Origin of the sequence: Faecalibacterium sp. Marseille-Q0746 (assembly GCF_017377595.1) — a bacterium.
Classification (GTDB): domain Bacteria; phylum Bacillota; class Clostridia; order Oscillospirales; family Ruminococcaceae; genus Faecalibacterium; species Faecalibacterium duncaniae.
The window spans coordinates 168,741-190,721 of the sequence record NZ_JAFREI010000002.1 but is presented as its reverse complement, the minus strand read 5'-3'; the positions used below and the strand labels follow the sequence as shown (position 1 = coordinate 190,721).

Annotated in this window: 14 protein-coding genes; 3 read left to right on the top strand and 11 right to left on the bottom strand. The window is 55.9% G+C overall.

The genetic code is table 11. The features are described from left to right. Window positions 1-149: 149 nt before the first annotated feature. From tuf to J3351_RS14285, 10 genes are all read right to left on the bottom strand, one after another. Window positions 150-1,355: an elongation factor Tu gene (gene tuf / locus J3351_RS02180; protein WP_156070286.1), complete on the bottom strand. Its 1,206-nt coding sequence runs from the start codon at window positions 1,353-1,355 to the stop codon at window positions 150-152. Between the two features lie 168 nt (window positions 1,356-1,523). Then, window positions 1,524-3,650 (bottom strand): elongation factor G, encoded by a 2,127-nt coding sequence (fusA, locus tag J3351_RS02175; RefSeq protein WP_207697018.1) that lies wholly within the window; start codon window positions 3,648-3,650, stop codon window positions 1,524-1,526. Between the two features lie 24 nt (window positions 3,651-3,674). Beyond that, window positions 3,675-4,145 carry a 30S ribosomal protein S7 gene (gene rpsG / locus J3351_RS02170; RefSeq protein ID WP_005930552.1) on the bottom strand — a complete coding sequence of 157 codons (471 nt, stop codon included), beginning with the start codon at window positions 4,143-4,145 and terminating at the stop codon, window positions 3,675-3,677. 158 nt (window positions 4,146-4,303) lie between these two features. After that, entirely contained in the window at window positions 4,304-4,732 is a 429-nt protein-coding gene (gene rpsL, locus J3351_RS02165) for a 30S ribosomal protein S12 (protein WP_005930554.1), read from the bottom strand. Between the two features lie 373 nt (window positions 4,733-5,105). Then, a complete protein-coding gene (gene rpoC / locus J3351_RS02160; protein WP_005930560.1) occupies window positions 5,106-8,681 on the bottom strand; it encodes a DNA-directed RNA polymerase subunit beta' in 3,576 nt (1,191 codons plus the stop codon). 26 nt (window positions 8,682-8,707) lie between these two features. Continuing rightward, entirely contained in the window at window positions 8,708-12,529 is a 3,822-nt protein-coding gene (locus J3351_RS02155; protein WP_207684849.1) for a DNA-directed RNA polymerase subunit beta, read from the bottom strand. Between the two features lie 442 nt (window positions 12,530-12,971). Continuing rightward, window positions 12,972-14,051: an RNA polymerase sigma factor RpoD gene (gene rpoD, locus J3351_RS02150; protein WP_097770299.1), complete on the bottom strand. Its 1,080-nt coding sequence runs from the start codon at window positions 14,049-14,051 to the stop codon at window positions 12,972-12,974. A gap of 41 nt (window positions 14,052-14,092) precedes the next feature. Further along, window positions 14,093-15,868, bottom strand: a complete 1,776-nt coding sequence (gene dnaG, locus J3351_RS02145; protein WP_154277265.1) for a DNA primase — start codon at window positions 15,866-15,868, stop codon at window positions 14,093-14,095. A gap of 21 nt (window positions 15,869-15,889) precedes the next feature. Further along, window positions 15,890-16,888 carry a deoxyguanosinetriphosphate triphosphohydrolase gene (locus J3351_RS02140; RefSeq protein ID WP_156060749.1) on the bottom strand — a complete coding sequence of 333 codons (999 nt, stop codon included), beginning with the start codon at window positions 16,886-16,888 and terminating at the stop codon, window positions 15,890-15,892. Between the two features lie 209 nt (window positions 16,889-17,097). After that, the gene (locus J3351_RS14285; RefSeq protein ID WP_207697017.1) at window positions 17,098-17,718 is read right to left on the bottom strand and encodes a YigZ family protein; all 621 of its coding nucleotides are present in this window, start codon (window positions 17,716-17,718) and stop codon (window positions 17,098-17,100) included. Between the two features lie 184 nt (window positions 17,719-17,902). On the opposite strand from J3351_RS14285, the gene J3351_RS02130 reads away from it, so the two are divergent. Then, window positions 17,903-18,334, top strand: coding sequence for a hypothetical protein (locus tag J3351_RS02130; RefSeq protein WP_207697016.1), 432 nt, complete (start codon window positions 17,903-17,905; stop codon window positions 18,332-18,334). Window positions 18,335-18,454: 120 nt separating this feature from the next. Beyond that, window positions 18,455-19,363, top strand: a complete 909-nt coding sequence (locus tag J3351_RS02125; protein WP_242699270.1) for a DUF4300 family protein — start codon at window positions 18,455-18,457, stop codon at window positions 19,361-19,363. A gap of 92 nt (window positions 19,364-19,455) precedes the next feature. Here the strand turns inward: J3351_RS02125 and J3351_RS02120 are convergent, their stop codons facing one another. Beyond that, window positions 19,456-20,319 carry an AraC family transcriptional regulator gene (locus J3351_RS02120; RefSeq protein ID WP_207697015.1) on the bottom strand — a complete coding sequence of 288 codons (864 nt, stop codon included), beginning with the start codon at window positions 20,317-20,319 and terminating at the stop codon, window positions 19,456-19,458. A gap of 249 nt (window positions 20,320-20,568) precedes the next feature. Here J3351_RS02120 and J3351_RS02115 point away from each other — a divergent pair, with 249 nt between their 5' ends. Beyond that, on the top strand, window positions 20,569-21,939 hold the full coding sequence (locus J3351_RS02115) for an MFS transporter (RefSeq protein WP_207697014.1): 1,371 nt from the start codon (window positions 20,569-20,571) through the stop codon (window positions 21,937-21,939). The last annotated feature ends 42 nt before the right edge of the window (window positions 21,940-21,981 follow it).

Sequence of the window (21,981 nt, the reverse complement as noted above, 5' to 3'; positions counted from 1 at the left end):
TAAAAAGCCTCCTGCTCTGCGGAATGCAGAACAAGAGGCTTTTCCCTTTGATTCGCCGATAGCACAAAAAGAGCCTTCCCACTCTCCGGAATGGGAAGGCTCTTTGTAAGTTTAACCTTTTGCCTTAGAACAGGCGCGAAGGGTCAAAATCACTCAATGATCTTGCCAACAACGCCGGAACCAACGGTACGGCCACCCTCACGGATAGCGAAACGCAGGCCCTCCTCCATAGCAACGGGGGTCAGCAGCTCAACGTGCATCTGAACGTTATCGCCGGGCATGCACATCTCGGTGCCTTCGGGCAGGGTGATGATACCGGTCACGTCAGTGGTACGGAAGTAGAACTGAGGACGATAGTTGGAGAAGAAGGGGGTGTGACGGCCGCCTTCGTCCTTGGTCAGAACATAGACCTGAGACTCGAAGACCTTGTGGGGATGGACAGTGCCGGGCTTAGCCAGAACCTGGCCACGCTCGATCTGGGTACGGTCAACACCACGCAACAGAGCGCCGATGTTATCGCCAGCCTCAGCGAAGTCCAGAGACTTACGGAACATCTCCAGGCCAGTGATGGTGGTGCTCAGACGATCGGGCTTAATGCCAACGATCTCCATTGCATCGCCAACCTTAGCAATGCCACGCTCAACACGACCGGTAGCAACAGTACCACGGCCGGAAATGGTCATGACATCCTCGATGGGCATCAGGAAGGGCTTGTCTTCCTCACGATCGGGGTTGGGGATATAGGTGTCAACAGCGTCCATCAGCTCCTTGATGCAAGCATACTCGGGTGCATCAGGATCCTTGGAGGTGGACTCCAGAGCCTTCAGAGCGGAGCCACGGATGATGGGGGTGTCGTCGCCGGGGAAGTCATACTCGCTCAGCAGCTCACGGATCTCCATCTCGACCAGATCCAGCAGCTCCTCGTCGTCGACCATATCGCACTTGTTCATGAACACGACGATATAAGGCACGCCGACCTGACGAGCCAGCAGGATGTGCTCACGGGTCTGGGGCATGGGACCATCGGTAGCAGCAACGACCAGGATAGCGCCGTCCATCTGAGCAGCACCGGTGATCATGTTCTTAACGTAGTCAGCATGGCCCGGGCAGTCAACGTGAGCGTAGTGACGAGCATCGGTCTGGTACTCGACGTGAGCGGAGTTGATCGTAATACCACGAGCGCGCTCCTCGGGAGCCTTATCGATGTTGGCATAGTCCATGAAGTCTGCGTCGCCCTTCAAAGCCAGGTACTTGGTGATAGCAGCGGTCAGAGTGGTCTTGCCGTGGTCAACGTGACCGATGGTGCCGATGTTAACATGCGGCTTAGAACGGTCAAATTTTGCCTTTTCAGCCATTGGAATATCCTCCCTTAAACGGATTGAATTTGGTTACAACAGTCCTGCAAACACAGAATTGCATTGCAAAACTATTCTACTAAATTTGTCCTGTAAAATCAAGTGCTTTTACAGGAAATTTTGCCGGAGCTACACTACCCCGGCAAAATTTTACTTTGTTTCAGGCAATCAAGCCTTGGTGCGGCCAGCAATGATCTGGTCGGCAATGTTCTTGGGAACCGGCTCGTAGTGAGAAGGCTCCATGACATACTGGCCACGGCCCTGGGTCTTGGAACGCAGGTCGGTGGCGTAGCCGAACATCTGAGCCAGAGGAACGAAAGCGTTGACACGCTGAGTGCCTGCCATTGCCTCCATGCCCTGGATCTGGCCACGGCGAGAGTTCAGGTCGCCGATGACATCGCCCAGATACTCATCAGGAACGATAACAGCAACCTTCATGATGGGCTCGGTGATGATGGGGTCAGCCTTGCGCATAGCGTCCTTGAAGGCCATAGAACCTGCAATGGAGAAGGCCATTTCAGAGGAGTCGACCTCGTGATAAGAACCATCCCACAGGGTGACCTTGACATCAACGACAGGATAGCCAGCCAGAACGCCGGACTTCATAGCACCCTGGATACCATTGTCGATAGCCGGGATGTATTCCTTCGGAATGGCACCGCCAACGATGGCGTTGACGAACTCGTAACCCTTGCCGGGCTCGTTGGGCTCGATCTTGATCTTAACATGACCGTACTGGCCCTTACCACCGGACTGACGTGCGTACTTGGTCTCCTGATTGGCCTCCTTGCGGATGGTCTCACGGTAAGCGACCTGAGGTGCGCCGACATTGGCCTCGACCTTGAACTCACGCAGCAGGCGGTCGACGATGATCTCCAGATGGAGCTCGCCCATACCTGCGATGATGGTCTGACCAGTCTCTTCGTCAGTGTAGGTCTTGAAGGTCGGATCCTCTTCGGCCAGCTTTGCCAGCGCGATGCCCATCTTCTCGTTGCCGGCCTTGGTCTTAGGCTCGATGGCAACGCGGATAACAGGCTCGGGGAACTTCATGGACTCCAGAATGATGGGATGATTCTCATCACACAGAGTATCACCAGTGGTGGTGTTCTTCAGACCGACAACAGCAGCGATATCACCTGCATAGCAGCAGTCGATATCCTTGCGGTGGTTGGAGTGCATCTGCAGGATGCGGCCCATACGCTCCTTGGTGTCCTTCACGGAGTTGTAGACAGTAGTACCTGCCTCGACCTTACCGGAGTAGACACGGAAGTAAGCCAGCTTACCAACGAACGGGTCGGTAGCGATCTTGAAGGCCAGAGCTGCGAAGGGAGCGTCGTCGGAAGACGGACGGGTCTCCTGCTCTTCGGTCTCAGGATTCACACCCTTGATGTCCTCGACATCGGTAGGTGCGGGCATATAGTCCACGATAGCGTCCAGCAGCTTCTGGACACCACGGTTCTTGTAGGAAGAACCGCAGGTAACGGGAACCAGAGTATTTGCAATGGTCTCCTTGCGGATAGCAGCCTTCAGTTCCTCACGAGTGATCTCCTCACCCTCGAGGTACTTTTCCATCAGGACTTCGTCGTTCTCGGCAACAGCCTCGACCAGAATGTTACGGTACTCTTCAGCCTGCTCGACCATATCCTCGGGGATCGGCTCAGTGCGCATGTCGTTGCCCATATCGTCGTAGTAGACCTCAGCGTTCATATCGACCAGGTCAACGATACCGCGGAAGGTATCCTCCTGACCGATAGGCAGCTGGATCGCCACGCCGTTTGCGTGCAGACGATCATGCAGCATCTTGATGCAGCGGAAGAAGTCGGCACCCATGGTATCCATCTTGTTGACGTAAACCATGCGGGGGACTTTGTACTCGTCAGCCTGACGCCAGACGGTCTCAGACTGAGGCTCGACACCGCCCTTAGCAGCCAGAACGGTCACAGAACCGTCCAGCACGCGCAGGGAACGCTGGACCTCAACAGTGAAGTCCACGTGGCCCGGAGTGTCGATGATGTTGATGCGGTGACGGTTCTTCTTGAATGCAACCGGATCCTTCTGGGTCTCAGAGTGGCTCCAGTAGCAGGTGGTAGCAGCGGAAGTGATGGTGATACCACGCTCCTGCTCCTGAACCATCCAGTCCATGGTAGCGCCGCCATCATGGACTTCGCCGATCTTGTGATTGATGCCGGTGTAGTACAGAATACGCTCGGTAGTCGTAGTCTTACCAGCATCGATATGGGCCATAATGCCGATATTTCTCGTCATCTGAAGAGAAACTTCTCTGGGTGTAGCCATGAAATTAACCTCCTACAGAACAGATCAATAACGGAAATGAGCGAAAGCCTTGTTGGCCTCGGCCATCTTGTGGGTATCCTCGCGCTTCTTCACGGCGTTACCAGTGTTGTTGGCAGCATCCATGATCTCGGCGGCCAGACGCTGGGCCATGGTCTTCTCACCACGGCTGCGGCTGTAAGCGGTCAGCCAGCGCAGACCCAGGGTCTCGCGGCGGGCAGGGCTGACTTCCAGAGGAACCTGGTAGTTAGCACCACCAACACGGCGGGTCTTGCACTCGAGGCTGGGCATGATGTTCTCCATCGCCTTCTCGAAAGTTTCCAGAGGATCGTTGCCGGTCTTTTCCTGAATCATGGAGAAAGCCTCGTAAACGATCTTCTGAGCGACGCCCTTCTTGCCATCCAGCATCACGCTGTTGACCAGACGGGTGACCATCTTGGAATTGTAAATAGGATCAGCTAAGACATCGCGCTTAGCAATGTTACCTCTTCTAGGCATCTTTCTTCCCTCCTTCACAGAATGATATCATCGGTACTCGAAAGTAATAAAACTCCCGTTGTGTCACAAAGAGCTGACCTTACATAAACCGTTACCCTCCGCACAATGCGGACTTGTTATTTATATAATGGAAAGCCGTTTATGGCGGTTGTCCTCAATTACTTCTTTGCAGCACCGGCCTTAGGACGCTTTGCGCCGTACTTGGAGCGGGCCTGGTTACGGCCTGCCACACCCTGAGTATCCAGGGTACCACGGATGATGTGGTAACGCACACCGGGCAGGTCCTTAACACGGCCGCCACGGATCAGCACGACGGAGTGCTCCTGCAGGTTATGGCCGATACCGGGAATGTAAGAGGTGACCTCGATACCATTCGTGAGGCGGACACGAGCAACCTTACGCAGAGCAGAGTTAGGCTTCTTGGGGGTCATGGTACGAACTGCAGTGCAGACACCACGCTTCTGGGGGCTGCTCAGATCAGAGTACTGCTTCTTCTGAGAGTTATAAGTCTTCTGCAGGGCGGGAGCGGTGCTCTTGGTAACCAGGACCTCACGGCCTTTGCGTACAAGCTGGTTAAAAGTAGGCATTTTGTTTCTCCTTTCTTAATAGTGAACATCGGATATTTTCCGACTTTTTAGCCGCACTTCCCCTATGGGGACGCGCAACAGTTATATAATACTCGTTTTGATTAGGAATGTCAACAGTTTTTCCAATATTTTTTTGTTTTATTCGCCGAAGGACTCAGCCGCTGATTTTTCCTTTACTCCTTCAGTCTGCTGCGCAGACAGCCCCCTCTCAGAGGGGGCCTTTCCCCTGCTTCGGGCCAGGCAGGCCTCCCTCCCAGAGGGAGGTGGCATTGCGAAGCAATGACGGAGGGAGTTTCAAATCAAAAAAGCCGCCCTCCCCTGCGTTCAGGGAAAGGCGGCTCATGGATTGATTCAGTTCCGGGCAGACAGAGTTTTACTGCTGGTTTGCTGCAGCCAGCTCAGCGGCAACAGCCTCGTCGCGCTCCTGCTCACGGCGCTTCAGATCCTCACGCACCTCCGGCAGACCGGTACCGGCGGGGATCAGCTTACCGATGATGACATTCTCCTTCAGGCCGGCCAGCGGGTCAACCTTGCCCTTGATGGCGGCTTCGGTCAGGACACGGGTGGTCTCCTGGAAGGATGCGGCAGACAGGAAGGACTCGTTTGCCAGGGCAGCCTTGGTGATGCCCAGCAGCACCTGCTGATACTCGACCAGCTTGATGCCCTCTTCACCGTCATCAATGCGCTTCTGCAGCTCGGCGTTGATGTTCTCAACTTCCAGACGGTTTGCAAGTGCACCACCGATCAGGTCGGAGGAGCCGGAGTCGGTCACGCGGACCTTGCGGCACATCTGACGGACGATGACCTCGATATGCTTATCGTTGATCTCAACGCCCTGCAGACGGTAGACCTTCTGGACTTCGCTGATCAGGTAGTTCTGCACATCGCTCAGACCCTTGATGGCCAGGATGTCCTGGGGATACAGAACACCTTCGCGGGTGATGATGTCGCCCTTCTCCACACGATCGCCGGGCATGACACGTGCATGCTGGGTGAAGGGGATGGAGTAGCTCTTCACCACCTCGGCACCGTTCTCGTCCTTGCCGGTGACCTTGATGACGACGTTCTTCTTGGTGTCATCCTGAGAGACAACACCGGAGATCTCGCTCATAATGGCCATGCTCTTGGGACGGCGGCTCTCGAACAGCTCCTCAACACGGGGAAGACCCTGGGTAATATCCTCAGCAGATGCGATACCGCCGGTATGGAAGGTACGCATGGTCAGCTGGGTACCGGGCTCGCCGATGGACTCTGCTGCGATGACACCGATGGACTCGCCCAGCTGGACGGGCTCACCGTTTGCCATATCGCTGCCGTAGCAGTGTGCGCAGACACCCACCTTGGCGCGGCAGGTCAGCAGGCTGCGGATCTTCAGCTTGGTGATGCCTGCAGCCTCGATGTCGTTGGCATCGTACAGGTCGATCATCTTGCCCTCAGGTACGATGACCTCGCCGGTGACGGGGTTGATCACATCGCCCACGGCGTAACGACCGATGATACGCTCACGGAAGCTCTCGATCTTCTCCTTGCCCTCGTGGATCTCAGAGACCCACAGGCCGTCGGTGGTGCCGCAGTCGATCTCACGGACAATGACCTCCTGAGAGACATCGACCATGCGGCGGGTCAGGTAGCCGGAGTCAGCGGTACGCAGAGCGGTATCGGCCAGACCCTTACGAGCGCCACGGGCAGAAACGAAATATTCCAGAATGTTCAGACCTTCGCGGTAGTTTGCACGAATGGGCATCTCGATGGTCTTACCTGCGGTGTTGGCCAGCAGGCCGCGCATGCCGGCCAGCTGCTTGATCTGGTTCATAGAACCACGCGCACCGGAATCAGCCATCATAAAGATCTCGTTGTCCTTGGGCAGGTTGGCTGCCAGAGCCTTGGAGACCTTATCGGTGGTTGCCTGCCAGATGTTGATGGTCTGGGTGTAACGCTCGTTCTCAGAGATCAGGCCGCGGTTGAACAGCTTGTTGACCTGAGAGACCTGCTTATCCGCGTCAGCGATCAGCTCGTCCTTCTGCGGAGGAATGACAGCGTCACACACAGCAACAGAGATTGCAGACAGGGTGGAGTACTTATAGCCCTGAGCCTTGATGGAGTCCAGCATCTTTGCGCAGGCACGGGTGCCATTGCGGGTCATGCAGCGGGAAATGATGTCGGGCAGGGTCTTTTTGGTCACGCGGAAGCTGACCTCATACTCCAGCCAGTGCTCCGGGTCGGTGCGGTCGATATAACCCAGGTTCTGAGGAACGGGGTTATTGAAGATGATCCGGCCGACGGTGGCATCCACCAGACCGGTGCGCTCCACACCGTCAATGACCATGGTGCGGCGGACCTTGATGGGAGCGTGCAGGGTCACAACGTGCTCTGCATAGGCCATCAGGGCCTCGTTCTCATCACGGAAGATCTTGCCTGCACCCTCTTCGTTCTCACGAACGGTGGTCAGGTAGTAGCTGCCCAGGATCATATCCTGAGTAGGAACGGTAACAGGTGCGCCGTCAGAGGGCTTCAGCAGGTTGCCGGAAGCCAGCATCAGCATCTTGGCCTCACGGCAGGCATCCTCGCCCAGGGGCAGGTGAACTGCCATCTGGTCACCGTCGAAGTCAGCGTTGAATGCGGTACATGCCAGGGGGTGCAGCTTGATGGCACGGCCCTCGACCAGCACGGGGTTGAAGGCCTGAATGCCCAGACGGTGCAGGGTAGGTGCACGGTTCAGCAGGACCGGGTGGCCCTTGATCACGGTCTCCAGGCTGTCCCAGACCTCGGGCTTTGCACGCTCGACCATCTTACGGGCAGACTTGATGTTGTTGGCAACACCCTTCTCGACCAGATCCTTCATCACGAAGGGCTTGAACAGCTCCAGAGCCATCTCCTTGGGCAGACCGCACTGATCCATCTTCAGCTCAGGGCCGACGACGATAACGGAACGGCCGGAGTAGTCAACACGCTTGCCCAGCAGGTTCTGGCGGAAGCGGCCCTGCTTGCCCTTCAGCAGATCGGACAGGCTCTTCAGGGCACGGTTGTTGGGGCCGGTGACCGGGCGGCCGCGGCGGCCGTTGTCGATCAGGCTGTCAACTGCTTCCTGCAGCATCCGCTTCTCGTTGCGCACGATGATGTCGGGAGCACCCAGCTCCAGCAGGCGGCGCAGACGGTTGTTGCGGTTAATCACGCGGCGGTACAGGTCGTTCAGGTCGGAGGTGGCAAAACGGCCGCCGTCCAGCTGGACCATGGGGCGCAGATCAGGGGGCAGCACGGGCAGCACGTCCATGACCATCCACTCGGGGCGGTTGCCGGAAATGCGGAATGCCTCCACGACCTCCAGACGCTTCAGGATGCGGACCTTCTTCTGGCCGGAGGACTTTTCCACCTCAGCGGTCAGCTCAGCGCTCAGCTGATCCAGATCGATCTCCTTCAGCAGCTCCTGGATGGCCTCAGCACCCATGGATGCCTCAAACTCATCGCCGTAGCGCTCACGCATCTCACGGTATTCCTTCTCGGTCAGCAGCTGCTTCTTCTCCAGCGGGGTCAGACCGGGATTGGTAACGATATAGCTTGCAAAGTACAGGACCTTCTCCAGCAGGCGGGGGCTGATGTCCAGCATCAGGCCAATGCGGCTGGGGATGCCCTTGAAGTACCAGATGTGGCTGACGGGCGCGGCCAGCTCAATGTGGCCCATGCGCTCACGGCGAACCTTTGCCTTGGTGACCTCGACACCGCAGCGATCACAGATCTTGCCCTTGTAGCGGATGCGCTTGTACTTGCCGCAGTGGCACTCCCAGTCCTTGGTAGGTCCAAAAATGCGCTCGCAGTACAGGCCGTCGCGCTCCGGCTTCAGGGTGCGGTAGTTGATGGTCTCAGGCTTCTTGACCTCGCCGTAGCTCCAGTTGCGGATCTGCTCCGGAGAAGCCAGGCCGATTTTAATGGAATCGAAAACGTTGTTTTCCATGAAACGAACCCTTTCTTAATCTCTAGTTAAAAATCCACTTCGTCGGAAGCGGGAGCCGCACTGCCGGAGTTGTCATCTTCCAGCACAGAAGGATCATCGAAGCCTGCGTCAGCATCCTTGATGGTGTAATCGTTCAGCAGCTCATTCTCGTTGGTAACAGTCTCGGAACCTGCAACATCACGCATATCAAAGCCAGTCTCTTCGTCGTCGAAGTTCTGGCGCATATCGATCTCGTTGCCGTCCTTGTCCTGGACCACAACGTCCATACCCAGAGACTGCAGCTCCTTCAGCATAACGCGGAAGGACTCGGGGATGCCGGGCTGCGGGATGGGTTCGCCCTTGACAATGGCCTCGTAGGTCTTGACACGGCCCTCAACGTCATCGGACTTGACGGTCAGGATCTCCTGCAGGGTGTAAGCGGCACCGTAAGCTTCCAGAGCCCAGACTTCCATCTCACCGAAGCGCTGACCGCCGAACTGAGCCTTGCCGCCCAGAGGCTGCTGGGTGACCAGAGAGTAGGGGCCGGTGGAACGGGCATGGATCTTATCATCGACCAGGTGATGCAGCTTGAGGTAGTACATATAACCAACGGTAACGCGGTTATCGAACTTCTCGCCGGTACGGCCATCGTAAACGGTGGTCTTGCCATCACGGTCCAGCTCGATCTTGGAGAAGTCGATGATGTGGCCCTTCTCACCCATGATCTTGGGCAGCTTGGTGGGATATGCGGGAGCATTCTCACCGTGCCACAGCTCACGGGCGGTGTCGAAGGTATCGCCGATGTCGTTCTCACGCGCGGAATCGAACACGGGGGTCATAACCTTGATGCCGCATGCCTTGGCAGCGTAGCCCAGGTTGACTTCCAGCACCTGACCGATGTTCATACGGGAAGGAACGCCCAGGGGGTTCAGCACAATGTCCAGCGGGGTGCCGTCGGGCAGGTAAGGCATATCCTCCTGCGGCAGGATGCGGGAAACGACACCCTTGTTGCCGTGACGGCCTGCCATCTTATCGCCGACGCTGATCTTACGCTTCTGAGCGATGTAGCAGCGGACGACCTCGCGGACACCGGGCTGCAGCTCATCGCTGTTTTCAGGAGTAAAGACCTTGACATCCACGATGATGCCGTACTCGCCGTGGGGCACGCGCAGAGAGGTATCACGGACTTCGCGGGCCTTCTCGCCGAAGATGGCGCGGAGCAGGCGTTCCTCAGCGGTCAGCTCGGTCTCACCCTTCGGGGTGACCTTGCCGACCAGGATGTCGCCGCTCTTGACCTCGGCACCGATGCGGATGATGCCGCGCTCGTCCAGATCCTTCAGGGCATCCTCGGAGACGTTGGGGATATCACGGGTGATCTCCTCAGGTCCGAGCTTGGTGTCACGGGACTCGGTCTCGTACTCTTCAATATGGATCGAGGTGTACACATCCTCGCGGACGATCTTCTCGTTCAGCAGGACGGCGTCCTCGTAGTTGTAGCCCTCCCAGGTCATAAAGCCGATCAGGGCGTTCTTACCCAGAGAGATCTCACCGTTGCGCATTGCGGGGCCGTCGGCCAGCACCTGACCGGCCTTGACGCTCTCGCCCACTTCAACGATGGGGCGCTGGTTGATGCAGGTGCCTGCGTTGGAGCGGGCAAACTTGACCAGCGGGTAGTTGTCCACGCCGCCCTGTGCATTGCGGACGGTGACGTGGTCGGCATCCATCTTCTCAACGATACCGTCGTTCTTTGCCAGAACAGCGGTGCCGGAGTCGGTGGCAGCCTTGTATTCCATACCGGTAGCCACGATGGGCTGCTGGGTGACCATCAGAGGCACTGCCTGACGCTGCATGTTGGAGCCCATCAGAGCACGGTTACAGTCATCGTTCTCCAGGAAGGGGATGCAGGCGGTCGCAACAGAGACCATCATTCGGGGCGAAACGTCCATATAATCGACCTTATCGGCATCGATTTCCAGGATGTCATCGCGGCGGCGGGCAGAAACGCGGGGACGGATGAAGTGCTTGGTCTCATCCAGAGGCTCATTGGCCTGAGCAACAACGTACTCGTCCTCAACGTCAGCGGTCATATACTCCACTTCATCGGTAACGACCTGATCGATCAGCTTGCCGTTTTCGTCGTAAGTCTTTTTGACCTTGCGGTAGGGAGCCTCAACGAAGCCGTACTCGTTGATCTTGGCGTAGGATGCCAGATAGGAGATCAGACCGATGTTGGGACCTTCAGGGGTCTCAATGGGGCACATACGGCCATAATGGCTGTAGTGAACGTCACGGACCTCGAAACCTGCGCGGTCACGGCTCAGACCGCCGGGGCCCAGAGCAGACAGACGGCGCTTGTGGGTCAGCTCGGCCAGAGGGTTGTTCTGGTCCATGAACTGAGACAGCGGAGAGGAGCCGAAGAACTCCTTGATGGCGGCGACCACAGGACGGATGTTGATCAGTGCCTGCGGGGTGATAACGCTCTGATCCTGGCTCTGCAGAGTCATGCGCTCACGAATGACGCGCTCCATGCGGGAGAAGCCGATGCGGAACTGGTTCTGCAGCAGCTCACCAACGCTGCGGATGCGGCGGTTGCCCAGATGGTCGATATCATCGGTGGTGCCAACGCCGTGGCCCAGACCGTTCAGGTAGTTGATGGAGGACAGGATGTCCTTCACGGTGACGGTGCGGCCGATCAGCTGGTCATGGTTGCGGCGGAGCATTTCCTTCTGCTCCTCCACATCGGAGGTGGTGTCGAGGATCTTCTTGATCTCATCAAAGGAGCAGCGCTCGTTGATGCCGCACTCCTTGACATCAAAGGAGAAGAAGCCCTGTGCGTCCACACAGCCGTTGGTGATGACCTTAACCTTCTTGCCCTCGATGCTCAGAATAACGGTATCCACACCGGCGGCATCTGCCTTCTCGGCCAGCTCACGGGTGATCTTGCCATTGGCCTCAACGATGATCTCGCCGGTCAGGGGAGCAACGATGTTCTCAGCGGCAACAAAGCCGGTGATGCGGCGGGCCAGAGACAACTTCTTGTTCATCTTGTAGCGGCCGAAACGAGACAGGTCGTAGCGGCGCGGATCGAAGAACAGCATGTTGATCTGGTTGGTAGCGGACTCCACCGTGGGGGGCTCGCCGGGGCGCAGCTTGCGGTAGACCTCCAGCAGGCCCTCGTCCTGGTTCTTGGTGGTATCCTTCTCCAGAGTGGCCAGGATGCGCTCATCCTCGCCGAAGAAGTTCAGGATCTCCTCATCAGAGGAAAGGCCCAGCGCACGGCACAGCACGGTGACGGGCAGCTTGCGGTTCTTATCGATACGGACATAGAACACGTTGGAGGCATCGGTCTCGTACTCCAGCCATGCACCGCGGTTGGGGTTCATGGTTGCGCTGTACAGGTCGTTGCCTACCTTATCTTTGGCATCTCCGTAGAATACGCCGGGAGAACGAACCAGCTGGCTGACGATGGCACGCTCAGCACCGTTGATCACAAAGGTGCCCGCATCGGTCATCAGCGGGAAGTCGCCCATGAAAATTTCCTGGTCCTTGACCTCGCCGGTCTCCTTGTTCAGCAGACGGGCAGTCACGCGCAGGGGGGCAGCGTAGGTCACGTCGCGCTCCTTGCACTCCTTGATGCTGTACTTGGGCTCCTTATCCAGACGGAAGTCCACGAAGCTCAGCGCCAGGTTACCGGTGTAGTCCTCAATGGTGCCGATGTCGTGGAAGACCTCTTTCAGGCCCTCGTCCAGGAACCACTGGTAAGAGTTCTTCTGGACCTCGATCAGATTCGGCATACTGATGACTTCGTCGATGTGGGAGAAGCTCATGCGCTCGGTTTTGCCGAGCTTTACGGGCTTGACTTTCATCATAAAATCAACCACTCCTTACTTTTATACTCTACGGATATTGCGTTATACGGGTCAGATTTGAGCACACACACATAAATCGACCCGTATCCTCCAAGGAAGTTCGTCGCTTTTCACAAACTTTTCGGTCAACACCGTCCAGCCGCTTCCAGTACAGCTCCCTTTTTGGCGCACTAGGCCATTATGTGATACTAATGCAGTATACACCTCAAAAGCCTTGCTGTCAAGCCATTTTTCGCATTTTGGCCCAATATTTTTGTCAAGTCCGCGATTTCATGGTACGCGCGGGCGCGTGTAAACTTTGCGCATTTTGGCTCTTGATTTTTGAGTTTTGCACGTTCTCACCAAAAACACCCTTGTGCATTTTGTACACCTTGGCTCTTGATGCGCGCTCTCCCCTGCCCATGCAAAAAGCACCGCAGCTGCCTGCGGTGCCCTTACATGCTCATTCTTCCAGATAATCCCGCAGGCGCTTTGCGCGGCTGGGATGGCGCAGCTTGCGCAGAGCCTTGGCCTCGATCTGCCGGATGCGTTCCCGGGTCACGTTGAACTCCTTTCCCAGCTCTTCCAGGGTGCGGGCCTGCCCGTCCTCCAGCCCGAAGCGCAGAGTCAGCACCCGTTCCTCCCGGGGTGTCAGGCTCTTGAGGACGTTTGCCAGCTCCCGCCGCAGCAGTTCCCGCCCGGCCTCGTCCACCGGAACGCCTGCTTCCTCATCCTGAATAAAATCCTCCAGGTGGGCATCCTCTTCCTCACCCACCGGTGTTTCCAGGCTGATGGGGTCCTGCGCCAGCTGCAGCAGCTCCCGCACCCGGTCAGGCTCCATGTCCAGCCGGACGGCGATCTCTTCGGCTGTGGGTTCCCTGCCGTTTTTGCGCAAAAGCTCCCCTGTCGTCTTTTTCACCCGGTTGATGCTCTCCACCAGATGCACCGGGATGCGGATGACCCGCCCCTGATCGGCAATGGCCCGGGTGATGGATTGCCGGATCCACCATGTCGCGTAGGTCGAGAACCGGAACCCTCGGTCGGGTTCAAACTTTTCTGCCGCTTTCATCAGGCCGAGGTTTCCCTCCTGAATGAGGTCAAGGAAGGGCAGCCCCCGCCCGGCATAGCGTTTGGCCACCGAGACCACCAGCCGCAGGTTGGCTTCGCTCAGCTTCCGCCGGGCATCCGCATCCCCGGCCTGCGCGGCCCGGGCAAGCGCCAGCTCCTGTTCCATTGTCAGCAGCGGCACCCGGCCGATCTCCTTCAGATATGCCTTCACCGGGTCATCCAGCGCTACGCCCTCGGCTGAGAGCTCGTGCTCCAGTTCCCCGATCTGTGTTTCATCCAGCATGGGCATGTCCGCTTCTTCTTCGGTTACACGGATGCCCCGGGCTTCCAGCGCCGCATACAGCGCATCCAGCCCGGATACATCGTATTCCTGCTCATCCATGGCCCGGCTGATCTGCTCGGGTGTCAGGGTATGGCGGCGGGCCCGGCCTGCCAGGATCTTTACCAGTTCTTCCGTCTGCGACAATTTCCGCATGATTCTTTCTCCTTCCAGCTCCAGCCGGAGGAGAGGAACGGTCAGTCGTCCACAGGGTCTGTGCCCTGCTTCTTTTCTCGCATCGACTGGAGATACCGTATCAAATCATCATTGGACATTTCGGCCGCCTTGCCTGCCACGGGGGTGCCCCGGGCAATGCGGTCCAGATAGAGCCGGATATCGTCCGGCGTACAGTTCACATCGCTGTATTGTGCCGCAAGGCGGCTCAGCTCATTCAGCGCCTCTTCGCTCACAAAGGGGCGCAGAGTGGAAAGGCTGATCTCGATTCCCTGCTCCTGGCACTGCAGAAACGCTTCGTACAGCTCCTTCTGCTGGGGCAGAACGAACTTTTCCGGGCTGAGCTGGGCCCGCACCTGCGGGATATAGCTTGGCTCCCGGAGCATGGCGGCCAGCAGCCGCTGTTCTGCCGAGGCAACCCCCAGCGCCTGAGAGCCGCCCGCACTGTAAGGCACGCTGATCTGGTGCATCTCACCGGACTGCAGCCGCGCCTGATTCTGCGCCCACCGGCGTTTGCTGTTGGAGCGCTTTACTGCATCGGCAAGCTGGGTCATAATGGCGTTCTTGGAGATGTTCGTCTCCTCAGCCAGCCGCCCGGCGTAGACCTCCTGCTCGGTGGGGTTGGAGCGCTCCGCCAGCATATTCACGGCTTCCTTGACATATTCCAGCCGCTGGGCATCCTGCTTGAGGTCGTATTTGTTCTTGAGCCGCCCCAGCCGGAAGTCCAGCGCGTTGCCCACGCCGTCCAGCAGTGCCTTGAACCGCTCGGAGCCATACTTTTTGATGTACTCATCCGGATCTTTTGCACCCGGGATCTGCAGCACGCCCACCTTGACCGGGCTGTTGCGGAACAGTTCCAGCGAGCGCAGGGTGGCCTTCTGACCGGCCTCATCCGAGTCGTAGCTCAGGATGACTTCCTCCGCGTACTGGCTGATGAGCTTTACCTGATCCGGGGTCAGGGCCGTGCCGCAGGCGCAGACCGCCGTGTCGATCCCCGCCTGATGCATGGAAATAACGTCCATGTAACCCTCGCAGAGAACGAACCGCCGGGAAGCGCTCTTCTTGGCGATCTGCAGAGCGAACACGGTATCTGACTTGTGGTAGACCAGTGTCTCGGGGCTGTTGACATACTTGGGTTTGGAATCGTCCAGCACACGCCCGCCAAAGGCAATGATGTTGCCCCGCAGGTCAAAGATGGGGGTCATCACCCGCTTCCAGAACAGGCAGTAGATCCGGCCTGACTGGCTGCGCTTGAACAGGCCGCTGGCATCCAGTTCCTGCTGGTTGTACCCCTTATCGCGCAGATACTGGTACAGCCCCTGCCCGTCATCCGGTGCATAGCCCAGCCCGAACCGGACGATGGTCTTGTCGTCCAGACCGCGCCGCCGCCAGTAGGCCCGGGCCTGCCGTGCTTCCTCGACCGTGGAGTTCAAGCAGGCGTGGAAGTACCGCGCGGCTTCCTTGTTCATGGAAAGGATGCGGCTGCGCAGGCGGCCCGTCTTGTCGTCCTCCTGCGGCTCCGGCATTCCCGCGCGGGCAGCCAGCATCTTGACCGCCTCGGTGTAGTCGATGCTGTTGATGCGGCGGACGAAGTGGATGACATCGCCGCCCACACCGCAGCCAAAGCAGTAAAAGCTCTGGGTATCCGGGTAGACGTAGAACGAGGGGGTCTTTTCGCTGTGGAAGGGGCACAGGCCGCCATACAGCCGCCCCTTCCGCTTGAGCTGGACATAGTTGCCCACCACATCCACGATATCGGTGCGGCGGGTCAGTTCCTCAATATATTCGTGTGGGATCATTTTGGTATTCCGATGCTCCTTTTATAACACATGCCACTTGCGGGGCACAAAGACATCCTCAAAGGTGCGGATGGCAAATTCATCGCTCATGCCGCTGATATAGTCCGTCACTGCGCGGTCGCGTCCTTCCTGATAGGCCAGCTGCAGGTAGAAGTTGGACATCTGTTCGATGTGGGTCAGGTAATACTCGTACAGCTCGGTGAGCACCTTTTCCACCTTCTGTTCTTCCTTTTTGGCGCTGCGATCCACATAGACGGTACGGTACATGAAATCCTTGAGGGCCAGGAAGGCTTCGTTCTCCTCTGCGCCCACCTGCACATCCCCCTCGCTGCTGCGCAGGATGCTGTTGATCATGGTGGTGATGCGCTGAGACTTCGTCTCGCCCAGCACAGCGGTGCATTCTCTGGGCAGGGTGGCCGGGTCCAGCACACCGGCACGCACGGCATCCTCGATATCGTGGTTCACAAAAGCGATCTGATCCGCCATGCGGACGATGCGTCCCTCCGGGGTGGCCGCCCAGGTGCCCTTGGTATGGGTCACGATGCCGTTACGCACCTCCCAGGTCAGGTTCAGGCCCCTGCCGTCCTTTTCCAGCTTGTCCACCACCCGCAGACTCTGCATATAATGCCGGAACCCCTCCGGGCAGAGCTTGTCCAATGCGCTCTCCCCTGCGTGGCCAAAGGGCGTGTGCCCCAGGTCATGGGCCAGGCTGATGGCCTCGGTCAGATCCTCGTTGAGACGCAGGGCGCGGGCGATGGTGCGGGCGATCTGCGCCACCTCCAGTGTATGGGTGAGCCGGGTGCGGTAGAGGTCGCCCTCCGGCGAGAGAAATACCTGCGTTTTCTGCTTGAGCCGCCGGAACGCTTTGCAGTGGATGATCCGGTCACGGTCCCGCTGGAACACCGGACGGATAGGGTCCTGCTCTTCGGGCCTCACCCGGCCCCGGCTGGCATCGCTGAATGTTGCCCAGGAGGCCAAGGTCAGCCGCTCGATCTCTTCGGTGCGCTGTCGTACATCCATCAGGAACCCTCACTTTCTGTTTTCTCCCCCTCCTCTCGCACGGCGCAGCCGATCCCCATGCCGCGTCTGCGGCAAGTATAGCACACCCGCCCTGTCGAAGGGGGAAAGTTTTTGTCTTGGAACGAATAAAACTTCTTGATTTTACTGCCGCTCCCTAGCCTTTCCCGCAGGGAAGCCAGTGTCATAACAGCCGGCAGTCAGTTTGCAGGTCAGAACGGAGCGTAGAACGGCTGCGATACACTCACCTGTGCACCGCCCCGGGTCAGCTCCCGGAGCTGCTCCAGCAAGGGCGGCTCCGTACCCTCGGGCATCTGCCAGCGCAGGGTGACACGGTCGGTGAACTGAGGGTCTGCAAGCTTTGCCCCCGCCGCCTGGATGAGCAGCGCCGCCCGCTCATAGAGCGAGTAGTCCACGGTTACTTCCAACTCCACCACACTGCGCACCGTGACCACCTCGGCGGCTTCCAACGCGCGAGCGGTGGCGGTGGTATAGGCCCGCACCAAGCCGCCGGTGCCCAGCAGCACGCCGCCAAAGTATCGGGTGATGACCACGATGAGGTCGGTCAATCCGCTGTGCTGCAGTACTTCCAGCGCCGGGGTTCCCGCCGTCTTGGCCGGTTCGCCGTCATCGGAGTAGCGTTCCCGGTTGCCCTCCCGCAGGCGGTAGGCATACACATTGTGCCGGGCCGTGCGGTTGGCTGCCCGCACCTGCTCCAAAAAAGCCACCGCCTTTTCCTCGCTGTCCGCAAAGGAAAGCTGCGCAATAAAGCGGCTCTTCTTTTCCTCATATTCGCCGGTGGCCGTGCCCCGGATGGTGCGGTAATCCTCCACGCTGGTTCCTCCTGCCCATTGATTTGATTTATTTCATAAGTATAGCATAAATCCCGGCAAAGAAAAAGCCTGCTTGCTGGCACTGCGTACCGTAAAACTCCCGTTTCAATCTTCACGAGTGATTTTTCTTGGAAGAATCCCCCCCGAAGAACATCTGCCCGGCATTATACAAACGAAAGAATGTATGAAAAAGAAGAAACCCATCTCAGAAGAGCAGCATTATCTCTGTGAAATCGGTCTGGAAAAGATGCCATATGGATCTTCCTGGCTCTACAAATCTTATGCAGAGGAAAGCCTCACGCACATCACGATTACGGCCTATTATAATGTGGGCGAAGCTTTTCTTCAAGCTTCCACTGCATCATGGGGGAATCTATGGGATTGCCGTGCCGCGCTTCGCAAGTTGGTATCCTCCGTCTATCTGGAAAGCGATTTGAACCTTCCATTCGGAAAAAACGGAAAATTCTTATTCCAACTTGGGTATACTCCTGTTGTGTCCGACATGAAGAAAATCGTTCAGAAAACTGCCGCATTGTCTTTCCCCCAATGGGCGTTAGCCGTATGGGATATGGATACTGCAACATTATATATGGTCAAATACGACAGAAGTCATTGATTTTCTTTGTTTATCTGTGATACCATTCGTTACGAGACCAACGGCGTTGCTCTCTTCGCTTATGGTTGAGACTCCGGCACTCAAAGAAACTTTCCGAAAAACACAACGAGGTGACCATTTTTGAAACGTCGAACTTTTCTTGTCTGCACCGCTGCACTTTTTTGCGGTGCGCTTTTGGCAGGAGGCTGCACTCAAAAAACTTCTCAGCCCGTCCTTCAGCAAATTGAATACTCCAATTTGGCAGATTCGGATACACAAGCTCTTCTTTCCAAGCTTTTGCAGGATGCCGGCGTATCCGACCTACGGATACAGACCTTCTTTGATCATGTGCAAAAGTTCAACAATGCTGTGGACCCGGCGTGGCTCACCACAGGGTTTGAAAATGCCAAGCCTTCGGATCTGAAATACGATCCTTACTCCATGCAGGACGCATGGACAGAAAAATACGATACCTTCCCCGGCTGGAACTGTCGGATCACTGCCTGTGGGCTGTTCGGTGATTTTATCACTGTCACGGGCAAGGCAGACCTTGACTCAGCCGAGGACACCCTGTTTATGGACTATGAAACGCTGGATTCTGACCCGGAATCCCTTTGCGGCGACGAACGGCAAAAGTTTGATGCGCTGTTCGCCCCGGTTAAAACCACCAATACGACCGATATTCCTACCCATTTGAAAACGATTCAGCAGGAATGGAAGAAACGCGGTCTCTCCTTCGTGGACGATGATAAGATTCGTCTCGTCTCCGTGGTCCTGCACGATCAGTTCTCTGAAACGGACAATTCTCTTATGATCGGTCATGTCGGCGTTATGCTTCCCACATCGGATGCAGTATATTTCGTTGAAAAGGTCGCTTTTCAGGAGCCGTATCGCTTGTTGAAGTTCAAAAATCGAACCGAGTTGAGCGATTATCTGATGCTGAAATACGACAACTCGTGGGGACAGGATACTGCCCACACCTTTATTATGGAAAATTCAGACCTGATGGACGGCTGGCGCATTCTTGACGAACAGGAAAATGCAAGCTAAAAGCATCGCATTCGTTGGGTCGTAGACTTGTTGGCTGTGGATCGCATTTTTATCGGCATGGTTCTACTCTCCTTATTTATAAGGAATCCTTCTCATTTTTCAGTAGATTCTTCCAGATTCTTTCGGTACTGTGCCGGGCTGACACCATACTCTTTCTTGAATACCCGGCTAAAATAGAGTGGGTTATCATACCCTACGATCTCTGCAATTTCTCCAATATTGTATTCGGTGTTCTCCAATAAGCTTTGTGCATTTACCATCCGAAGGGACAGGATGTATTGTGCAGGGCTTATTTTCATGTACTGCTTAAAATTACGGATAAACCAGTTCGTACTGATATGCAGCGATTCTGCGTAATCGTCCACACTGACCTTTGTATTATAATTCTCGTTAAAGTAGGCAACGGCGGCTTCGATTTCTTCGGGGATGCTTGTAGTTGTTTTTTCGCTTTCCTGCTGTTGCCTGCTTACTAAAAGCAGAATGATGTTGAAGAGAGAAGCGATATAGTCTTCATAGCCATATTCACATTGTTGCAGTTCCCGGATGATCTTTCGGAACAGCATTTTGTAATCCGGCAGTGTGCCGCTGTAAAAAACGTGCTTGTCCAAGGGTATTCCGTGATAGTTCAGGATGTTTTTGACATCATATCCTGTAAAGTGAATCCAGAACACCTCTGGATGATCTTCTACATAGTAGACATACTTCTGGATTTCTTTCGGCTGATAAAGCACCATGTGTCCAGAAGTCACCACTTCCTCAACACCATCGAACCAGAAGTGTGCTTTACCAGATGCCACATAGAGGATTTGATAGTCTCTGCGACCCTTTGCCCAAAAAGTAGGTAGCTTAGGGCGTTTTTTCAAGCGATAAGTGCCGCAGCTGCCTACGACCAGCGGCTTTGAGTAGTCTTTGAAATCCAAACGGGAGTTGTGCAAATATCCTGAGTTGAAATACATCCCTGCGTCCTCCTCATCTTCAGAGATTTTACAGTGATTTGGGAAATGTTCTATCAAAAAATTACAAACTCTTTGATTTTGTGCATATTTTGTTCCATCTTGTCTATATCTTTTTGTTCCATTAGATTCTATAATATTTTCAGACGAAACGCAAGAGATTTGGGCAACTTGCGTAATGAGAATTCCAGTCTGAAGTGCGCAGCAGATTGGTCGCGCCCACACAAAACAAGCAAGATGGGAGAAAGCACAATGACTGGGAAACGTTATCTAAAGTGGTATAATAAAGTCGGCTATGGTTCAGGCGATATTGCAGGCAACGTGGTGTATGCATTCCTGTCCTCCTTCGTCATGATCTATCTGACCAACACCGTTGGCCTGAACCCCGGTATTGTCGGCACTCTGATTGCAGTTTCCAAACTGCTGGACGGTGTGACGGACATTTTCTTCGGTTCTTTGATTGACAAAACGCACTCCAAGATGGGCAAAGCCCGTCCTTGGATGCTGTACGGCTACATTGGCTGTGCCATTACGCTGGTGGCAATTTTCGCCATCCCGACCAATCTGGGACAGTTTGCACAGTACGCATGGTTCCTGATCGCATATACTCTGCTGAACGCTGTATTCTACACTGCCAACAACATTGCTTACTCTGCACTGACTGCTCTCGTCACGAAGAACAGTGCCGAACAGGTCGAGATGGGTTCTTGGCGTTTCATGTTCGCCTTTGCCACCAGCCTGCTCATCCAGTCCATCACGCTGGGTGCTGTTACGGCATTGGGCGGTGGTGCTGCCGGTTGGCGCACTGTTGCAATCATTTACGCCATCATCGGTCTGCTTGTCAACACCCTCTCCGTTTTCTCCGTGAAGGAACTGCCGGAAGGCGAATTGGTGGATACCACCGACAAAAAGGAAATCGAGCAGGACGAAAAGTACAATCTGGTTCAGGCTGCAAAGCTGCTTGCTGGTAACAAATATTATATGATGATTTGCGTCACCTACATTTTGCAGCAGATCTACGGTGCCATGATCAGCATGGGCACCTACTATGCAACCTACATCCTTGGCAACCAGAATCTGTTCGGTGTATTCTCTTGGGCAATCAACATTCCTCTGATCATCGCACTGGTGTTCACCCCGACCTTGGTTGCAAAGTGGAATGGAATGTATAAGCTGAATGTAATGAGCTATACTCTGGCAACGATTTCTCGTGCACTGGTTGCTGTAGCTGGTTACATGGGCAGCGGCAATGTGACCTTGATGCTGCTCTTTACTGCAATCGCAGCTCTTGGTCAGGGTCCTTGGCAGGGCGATATGAACGCTGCGATTGCTGCTTGCTCTGAATATACTTGGCTGACAAAGCATAAGCGCGTGGATGGCACGATGTACTCCTGCACTTCTCTCGGTGTGAAGCTGGGCGGCGGTCTGGGTACTGCCATCACCGGCTGGCTGCTGGCAGCAAGCCATTTTGACAGCGCTCTGACCGTTCAGCCGGATTCCTGCATCAATATGCTGAAGATCATGTATCTGGTGATTCCGTTTGCTCTGGATGCCATCATCACCTTCATTCTCTCTCGTATGAAGGTCGAAGAAGCAAATGAAAAACTGCGTGCAGCAGTCTGATAACAAGCCATTATCATTTCTCCTTCATCTGCTGTTCCCCGG

Bases quoted from the DNA above. Each gene is read 5' to 3' on its own strand.
- rpoD (WP_097770299.1), bottom strand. From the start codon at position 14,051: ATGCGGAAATTGTCGCAGACGGAAGAACTGGTAAAGATCCTGGCAGGC.
- dnaG (WP_154277265.1), bottom strand. From the start codon at position 15,868: ATGATCCCACACGAATATATTGAGGAACTGACCCGCCGCACCGATATC.
- rpsL (WP_005930554.1), bottom strand. From the start codon at position 4,732: ATGCCTACTTTTAACCAGCTTGTACGCAAAGGCCGTGAGGTCCTGGTT.
- J3351_RS02130 (WP_207697016.1), top strand. From the start codon at position 17,903: ATGAAAAAGAAGAAACCCATCTCAGAAGAGCAGCATTATCTCTGTGAA.
- tuf (WP_156070286.1), bottom strand. From the start codon at position 1,355: ATGGCTGAAAAGGCAAAATTTGACCGTTCTAAGCCGCATGTTAACATC.
- rpsG (WP_005930552.1), bottom strand. From the start codon at position 4,145: ATGCCTAGAAGAGGTAACATTGCTAAGCGCGATGTCTTAGCTGATCCT.
- J3351_RS02120 (WP_207697015.1), bottom strand. From the start codon at position 20,319: ATGTATTTCAACTCAGGATATTTGCACAACTCCCGTTTGGATTTCAAA.
- rpoC (WP_005930560.1), bottom strand. From the start codon at position 8,681: ATGGAAAACAACGTTTTCGATTCCATTAAAATCGGCCTGGCTTCTCCG.
- J3351_RS02155 (WP_207684849.1), bottom strand. From the start codon at position 12,529: ATGATGAAAGTCAAGCCCGTAAAGCTCGGCAAAACCGAGCGCATGAGC.
- J3351_RS02140 (WP_156060749.1), bottom strand. From the start codon at position 16,888: ATGGATGTACGACAGCGCACCGAAGAGATCGAGCGGCTGACCTTGGCC.
- fusA (WP_207697018.1), bottom strand. From the start codon at position 3,650: ATGGCTACACCCAGAGAAGTTTCTCTTCAGATGACGAGAAATATCGGC.
- J3351_RS02115 (WP_207697014.1), top strand. From the start codon at position 20,569: ATGACTGGGAAACGTTATCTAAAGTGGTATAATAAAGTCGGCTATGGT.